Source organism: Limosilactobacillus coleohominis (assembly GCF_016901675.1).
Lineage (GTDB): Bacteria > Bacillota > Bacilli > Lactobacillales > Lactobacillaceae > Limosilactobacillus > Limosilactobacillus intestinavium.
Map to the genome: position 1 here is coordinate 1 of NZ_JACJKU010000112.1, position 2,923 is coordinate 2,923.

Annotated in this window: 3 protein-coding genes; 2 read left to right on the top strand and 1 reads right to left on the bottom strand. The window is 32.4% G+C overall.

The genetic code is table 11. The annotated features are described in order from the left end of the window. Nucleotides 1–64: 64 nt before the first annotated feature. Together H5975_RS07705 and H5975_RS07710 are read left to right on the top strand one after the other, a co-directional pair. The gene (locus tag H5975_RS07705) at nt 65–1,015 is read left to right on the top strand and encodes a glycosyltransferase family 2 protein (RefSeq protein WP_342590545.1); all 951 of its coding nucleotides are present in this window, start codon (nt 65–67) and stop codon (nt 1,013–1,015) included. Nucleotides 1,016–1,036: 21 nt separating this feature from the next. Beyond that, nucleotides 1,037–2,143 carry a glycosyltransferase gene (locus tag H5975_RS07710; protein WP_204785553.1) on the top strand — a complete coding sequence of 369 codons (1,107 nt, stop codon included), beginning with the start codon at nt 1,037–1,039 and terminating at the stop codon, nt 2,141–2,143. A 199-nt stretch (nt 2,144–2,342) separates the two neighbouring features. Here the strand turns inward: H5975_RS07710 and H5975_RS07715 are convergent. Beyond that, a partial coding sequence (locus H5975_RS07715; RefSeq protein ID WP_204785554.1) for a Wzz/FepE/Etk N-terminal domain-containing protein occupies nt 2,343–2,923 on the bottom strand: 581 nt, incomplete at its 5' end.

Consider the following 2,923-nt stretch of genomic DNA (forward strand, 5'->3'; position numbering starts at 1 on the left):
ATCCATTATACTAAATATATTATTAAGAAGATAGGAATTAATTTATTTAACGGGGTGTGATGAAGTGACAGTCGCTATTCTAATGTCTACTTACAATGGTGAAAGGTATTTGAAAGAACAAATTGATTCAATTATTAACCAATCTTATACTGATTGGCACCTATATATTAGAGATGATGGTTCTCATGATAAGACCCCGACAATACTTAGTATGTACGAAGATAAGGATCCACGGATAACCTTTGTGAATAAAAATCATATTAAAAATGTTGGTGTAACTAAATCATTCTTAGAATTACTTAACAACATCGAAGAGAGCCTATATATGTTTAGTGATCAGGATGATGTTTGGAAAAGGGATAAAATACTATTATCTGTCAATGCCATTACCCCATATGCTCAAAATGAGCAACCTGCATGTGTATTTTCTGAGCTTCAAGTTGTGGATCGGCAGTTGCATCCCCTTAGATTAATGAACGGCAAAAATTACTGGTTCGATTTTGAACATTTTTTGTTTGGAAATTGTGTTACTGGATGCACGATGATGATCAATCAACAATTAAAGTCCCAATTAAAATTAAATTTAACTAATGTCAATAAACTTTATCTTCATGACTGGTGGATAGCTTTAATTGCTTCAACTTTAGGTAAACTCATATACATCCACAAACCCACCATTCTTTATCGTCAACACGGTGATAATGTCGAAGGAAGTAAAAAAAATAATCTGTTTACCTTATTAAAAAGGTTATTTCACCTTCAACATGAAGAAGATTTAATTTTAAAAACATTTATAATGCTCCAAGAATTTCAAAGACTATTTAATGATCATGTGAAAGGAATTGATCAACAATACTTAACTGGTTATGTTTCACTTTTGAAAAACATTCCTTTTAGTGAACGTCTTCGGTTAATAATCAAATTACATCCTAAACGTCTCCATCTGAAAGGTAGATTCCTTTTTGGATTCGTTATCCTGTTTAGATATAAAGCGTTAAGATACGCTAATAATTAAGTAAAAGTAAGGGGAAAATAAATGAAAAAGATTCTTGTAGTTGGAGATTTCATTAGTGGTAGCGGATTAACTCAAGTTATTTTAAATGTTTTCAGCCGCTTTCCAGCTAATAAATGTCAAATCTCCGCAGTAGGTTATGGGACTGATCAAGAAGGCGAAATTGATAAAACATGCAAAGAATTAGGATGGCAACTTCATAGAGTTATTCCAGTTACTCAAAATCCAATTAAACATTGGAAATGGTGGAAACACTTTTTTAAGAACAATACTTTTGATATCGCATATTTCAATTATTCTTCGTCTTGGAATTATCTGCCAATAATTTATGCCAAACGCTATGGAAGAGTAAAAGAAGTTGTATGTCACTCGCATAACTCCTATTTTAGTCATGAGTTTACTAATAAGGTATTAATGAGGACTTTAATAGCTGTTAACAACCATGGAAAAAAGGTCTTTAACAAATACGCTGATAAAAAAATTGCTACTTCTAAAGAAGCAGCAATATGGATGTTTAATGATGATAAAGATGTTTTAATTAGCATAAATGGAATTGATATCCCTGAGTTTGCTTTCTCTACTGAAAACAGAGAAAAATTACGTAACCAATTGAAAATTAAGAATAACACAGAATTAATAGGATTCGTTGGTGTCCTTCAAAAAAGAAAAAATCCATTATTTACATTATCAGTTTTTGCAGAATTTCATAAAAATAACCCAAATTCAAGATTTTTAATGTTTGGTCAGGGACCATTAAAAGGTCAAATTAATGAAGCAATCCAAACATTAGGGATTCGTGACTGCGTAGATCAGTTTGATTTTTCAAAAGATATTAATAAGTGGTACTCAGCAATGGATGCACTATTGTTTCCTAGTATGTATGAGGGACTTTCACTAGTAGCATTAGAATCACAAGTTAGTAACTTACAAATTTTAGCTTCGGATACAAATGTCGAAGATATCTTTGCAACAGATAACATTAAAAAAATCAACGGAATGAATATAAAGGATTGGAGTGACGAACTAGAAAAGAGCTTGAAAATCAAAAAGAAGAGAAATTATATAGACGACAATCTGCAAAAATTTAGTATTGATAATCAAGCAAAACAAATAGAAAAAACGATATTATAGATGATAGTTTTATACATAAGCTCTGACATCGTACAAGAACATAACAATTACCTAATTACCCACCAGCACTAAAAATAGGCCAAACGAAAAAGGAGTTGGAAAAATCCCGAAGATTTTATCCAACTCCTTTTATAATTATAAACAAATTTAATAACCCATGATAAAGATTAGTTATCAGTATTAATTAATAAAGAGCTAATTAACTCAGCTTGGTCCAAGTAGTAATTGAAAATGCAATTACCATTCCCAAAAGAAAACCTGCTGCTGCACCAATCAATGTATATTTTTTTATCGACGGTGAGGTGTTACTTTGCGCATCATTTGAATTTTCCTTTGCAAACAATGAAATTTTCCCTACTGAAGGTACTGCTTGAGGTATTTTTTTAGCCGCTGCATCTGTAACTGCGTTAACGATTGTTGAAGAATCCTTTGCTGTTTTTGCCTTAACACTCACTTTTACCATTGTCGTTTGCATCACTGGAGAGGCATCCACCATTGAGCTGATTTGTGTTGCACTGTATTCTTTTTTAATACCTTTAGGTAACTTCCGATGAGCCATTTGCGCGACATCTTTACTCTCAATAATTTTGGCAAAAGTCTTGCCCAAATTAATGTCAGCTTGAACCTCTTCATTAGCAGAGGCACCACGGTACGACCGTTCTGTCATCAAGTTTCTGGTTGATGCATAATCTGTGTGTTGTTTATGTTTCGCATACAGGCCACCCGCAATTCCAAATAATATCGTCGCAATAGCGATAATCAAAATATTATGCCATACAA